This window comes from Pisciglobus halotolerans, from assembly GCF_900113675.1.
Classification (GTDB): Bacteria; Bacillota; Bacilli; order Lactobacillales; family Carnobacteriaceae; genus Pisciglobus; species Pisciglobus halotolerans.
This window is the reverse complement of record NZ_FOQE01000068.1, coordinates 1-4,457: the sequence shown is the minus strand read 5'-3', so window position 1 is coordinate 4,457 and position 4,457 is coordinate 1. Positions and strand designations below refer to the sequence as shown.

The window sequence follows — 4,457 nt, the reverse complement described above, 5'->3', positions numbered from 1 at the left end:
TTGGGGAAGGTTCCTTGTTTTGGGAACGTTCTCCAAACAGATAGGCCAGCAAACGGCAGAGCCGTGCGGTAGCTGATGAGTGTACAAAAATAGAAAGCCTAAACTAGCTTAGTAAAAGGATGCCCGAGAAAAACTTGACACATACCAAAAAATAACGAGACTTGACTTTAAAAAGGGAACCGTCTATCATTGTAAAAGTTAGGCATAAGGGTATATTTTCCCTATCAAATCTGTTACTATTAAATAGTATGGAACAGAATAGAGGTGTAGGATAAGATGTATAATGATGACGAATTAAAAGGCAACATTAGTTGTTCTTTTTGTGGAAAGTCACAAGATCAAGTAAAAAAAATCGTGGCTGGACCTGGAGTCTATATTTGTAATGAATGTATTGATTTATGTAAAGAGATTATCGAAGAAGAATTTAAAGAAACAAGCTACGGCGAGTTTTTAGATGTTCCGAAACCTCAAGAGATCAGACAAATTTTAAATGATTATGTTATTGGTCAGGAACAAGCAAAGAAAGCTTTGTCAGTGGCTGTTTATAATCATTATAAACGCGTAAATCATTTTCTTGAAACTGAAGAGGATGATATTGAGTTACAGAAAAGTAATATTTGCTTAATTGGTCCAACTGGTTCAGGGAAAACATTTTTGGCGCAAACACTTGCTAGAATTTTAGATGTGCCGTTTGCCATTGCTGATGCTACGAGTTTAACAGAAGCTGGATATGTCGGAGAAGACGTTGAAAATATCCTACTTAAACTGTTGCAGTCTGCTGATTATGAAGTGGAACGCGCAGAAAAAGGGATTATTTATATTGATGAGATCGACAAAATTGCTCGTAAAAGCGAGAATGTTTCGATTACGCGCGACGTTTCCGGTGAAGGCGTTCAACAAGCTTTACTAAAAATATTAGAAGGCACAGTGGCAAATATTCCGCCACAAGGTGGAAGAAAACATCCACAACAAGAATTTATCCAATTAGATACAAGCAATATTTTATTTATTGTGGGCGGTGCATTTGATGGCATCGAAACAATTGTAAAAAATCGATTGGGTGAAAAAGTGATTGGCTTTGGAACTTCAAAAAATAAATTGGATGAAAGCAAATCTATTATGCAGCAAATCATTCCTGAAGACTTGCTTCAATTTGGTCTGATCCCAGAGTTTATTGGGCGCTTACCAATTATGACAGCTTTGGAAAAATTGTCAGAAGATGATTTGATTCAAATTCTTACACAACCGAAAAATGCTTTAGTTAAGCAGTACAAAAAACTGATGGCGTTAGATAATGTTGAATTGGAATTTGAAGATGAAGCGCTACGTGAGATTGCAAAACAAGCTATTGCTCGTAATACTGGAGCACGAGGATTACGCTCTATTATTGAAGACATCATGATGGAGATCATGTTTGACCTTCCTAGCCGTCCTGAAATCACTAAATGCGTGATCACAAAGAGTGTTGTGGAACACAAAGGAACACCTCTTTTTTATAATGACGAAGGTAAAAAAGTTATCTAAACATTTCTCTTTCAACTATCAAAGTTTAAAGTGTTATTGTAAAAACTGATAGGAAGTTAATGTAAATGAAAAAGTAACATAAAAAAAAGAGATCAATAGAGATATTGAGATGGATGAAGAGGCTGATTACTTACCAGCCTCTTTTTCTTTTAACGTTCACAAAGATTGAAAAATGTGGTTCTGCAATATTTACCGTTGTTCTGTAAAATATCAATTTTTTAATGCTAAACTCGTTAGAATTCTATTTCTAGAAATTTCAGGAGGCGCATAGGGCTACTGATAGCCATGAAAAAAGATGCAATGTGAATTACTTAGTGTTAGGCTTTAGCCGTTACACTAGATTTGAAGCTTGCAAGTATTGAGACACGATTTTCGGCTCAATGTGTTCGCATGGCTTTCCATCAGTAGCCCATCGAGCGGCGGAAATTTATTTACCAATGTTAAAAGAGGAAGAACCAAAAATGTTTATGAAAAGGAGAGGGAAAATGAAAGTAAATCAAGCAGAATTTATTATCAGTGCTGTTTCACCGGAGCAATATCCAAATACTGGATTTCCTGAAATTGCTTTAGCTGGTAGATCTAATGTTGGAAAATCTTCTTTTATCAACAAAATGGTCAATCGGAAAAAACTGGCAAGAACTTCAAGCAAGCCAGGGAAAACGCAAACGTTAAATTATTATTTGATTGAAAATCAATTCTATTTTGTCGATGTTCCAGGTTATGGATATGCAAAAGTATCAAAAACAGAACGTGCGAAATGGGGAGAAATGCTAGAAACATACTTTACTCAACGAGAAACACTTACGCTAGCATTGTCGGTCGTTGACTTTAGACATCCTCCAACACAAGATGATATCCAAATGTATGAATTCTTTAAGTATTATCAGATTCCTGTACTTGTAGTAGCCACAAAAGCAGATAAAATTCCTAAAAGTAAATGGAACAAGCATGAAAGCATCACAAAAAAAACATTAGACTTTGATAAAGAAGATCAGTTTGTAATTTTCTCTGCAGAAACAGGAGAGGGAATAGATGAAGCTTGGAAAGTGATTGAAAGTTTTCTCTAAGCTTTTTTAAAGCAACAATGAATAGTAAATAGAGCAGCTGAGAGGATTTTCCTTCTCAACTGCTCTATTTGTTTAGAAGTTTATGATTGACAAGCAAGACGATAAATAGCTTCTGCAAAAATATCCATCGAACGATAAATATCTTTCAACGGCATATTTTCATTTGGCATATGCATCGTATCTTGAGTATCAGGGAACATAGCCCCAAAAGCAACACAGTTTTTCATTGTACGCGCAAAAGTCGCACCGCCTGAAGACATTGGTTCTGCCTGATCTCCAGTTTTTTCTCTATAAACAGCCAGTAAAGTTTGGACTAAATCAGAATCTTTTGGTACATACAAAGAAGCAAGATAGTCAAATTCTTCGTAATCTAAATGATATTTGGCTGCAGCTGTTTTTAATGATTTTACGATTTCATCTTTGTCCGCACTGACTGGAATGCGAATATCAATTCCGATTTCGCTACTGTCTTCATTGATTTTCAATTGAGCAACGTTAAAGGTTAAACTTCCAGAATCTTCGTCATGAATTTCACCAAATAGTTGTGTACCTTTTGCATCTTCTCCAATTTCTTTTGCGATGAAGTTTAGTGCCGGTTCTGATACAACGGATGATAAGCCTATTGCTAAACGAGAAACTGCATTGGTACCTTGTGGAGCGTCTTTCGAATGGATGGCTTTTCCTTTTACACGAATGTGATCATCATTTTTTTCGTATTCAAATCCCTGCTGATCTAACTGTTTTTGGAGCTCATCAGCATATTCGCCTGAGTAAATAGCTTGATCTGGGACAACATTTAATGCTCCGCCTGCTTGAACTTGAACTTGATTTGATTTTGGACCATGCAATTTGACTTGTAAAAGCCCTTTTTCAGCATAGGTCAAAGGAAAAACTGAATCAGGTGAAAAGCCCATTGTCGCTGGTTTTTCTTTTTTATTGTATTGATCTAAGCCGCGCCATAAGTTTTCTTCATCGCTTCCGAATATAAAACGAATTCGACGTTCAAAGTTGGCACCTGAGTCAATGACAGCTTTTAAAGCATAAAGAGCTGCAACAGAAGGTCCTTTATCGTCCTGAGTACCACGTCCATAAATAGAGTCGCCTTTTACAACGGCTTCAAAAGGAGGTGTATCCCAATCAGCTTCGTTTCCAGCTGGCACAACGTCCATATGGCAAAGAATAGCAAGGGTTTCTTCACCGCTACCGTATTCAGCATATCCATAATAACCATCGGGATCTATATAGGTTTCCATCCCTAGACGTTTACAGAGCTCCAGAGCTCCCTCTAAAGCATCTTGGATACCTTGACCAAATGGCGTACCGTCTTTAGGTTCTTCATCCAGTACAGAAGGATAAGCGATGAGGGTTTTTAACGATTCAACGGCTTCATCCTTATGTTGTTGAGTAATAAATGTTTGCATATTTTGACTTCCTTTCCTTGATGTGTAGTAAGGGCTTTCTTCTTTCATTCTAACACTTTAAAACAAAAAAAGCTGCCGTCACTTCACATTTTAACAAAATGATAGTAAAGAAACAAAATATGAAACATCAAAGATAGTGTCAATTAATTGTTGGAAAAAAGTTTTCGCACTTATGCCGACAATGTTTTCTATTTTTGATTCTTTTTTATTTTTTTAAAGCAAGCATTGATACATGCAGGGCAGACACTTCGCTTTCCGCGGGCGAACCGCGAGCCTCCTCGAACGGCACTGCGTTTCGTTCTGCGGGGTCTCACCTGGTCCGCTGTTCCCGCAGGAGTCTGCGTGTCCTGCACCTGCTGGGTTAGAGAGGCTGTTTAGTTAGTGAAATGAAAATCAGCGGCCTAAACCACGCAATGCAAAGAATAGTTGTGTTTTTCTACCGGCT

3 protein-coding genes are annotated in these 4,457 nt (G+C 37.3%); 2 read left to right on the top strand and 1 reads right to left on the bottom strand.

Annotation, left to right across the window (positions count from 1 at the left end):
- Nucleotides 1-276 precede the first annotated feature (276 nt).
- Both clpX and yihA read left to right on the top strand, forming a co-directional pair.
- Nucleotides 277-1,524 (top strand): ATP-dependent Clp protease ATP-binding subunit ClpX, encoded by a 1,248-nt coding sequence (gene clpX / locus BM057_RS11275; RefSeq protein ID WP_047391626.1) that lies wholly within the window; start codon nt 277-279, stop codon nt 1,522-1,524.
- Between the two features lie 485 nt (nt 1,525-2,009).
- Nucleotides 2,010-2,591 carry a ribosome biogenesis GTP-binding protein YihA/YsxC gene (yihA, locus tag BM057_RS11270; RefSeq protein ID WP_092093850.1) on the top strand — a complete coding sequence of 194 codons (582 nt, stop codon included), beginning with the start codon at nt 2,010-2,012 and terminating at the stop codon, nt 2,589-2,591.
- 80 nt (nt 2,592-2,671) lie between these two features.
- Here yihA and BM057_RS11265 read toward each other — a convergent pair whose 3' ends face one another.
- On the bottom strand, nt 2,672-4,012 hold the full coding sequence (locus BM057_RS11265) for a M20 family metallopeptidase (RefSeq protein WP_092093848.1): 1,341 nt from the start codon (nt 4,010-4,012) through the stop codon (nt 2,672-2,674).
- Nucleotides 4,013-4,457: the final 445 nt, after the last annotated feature.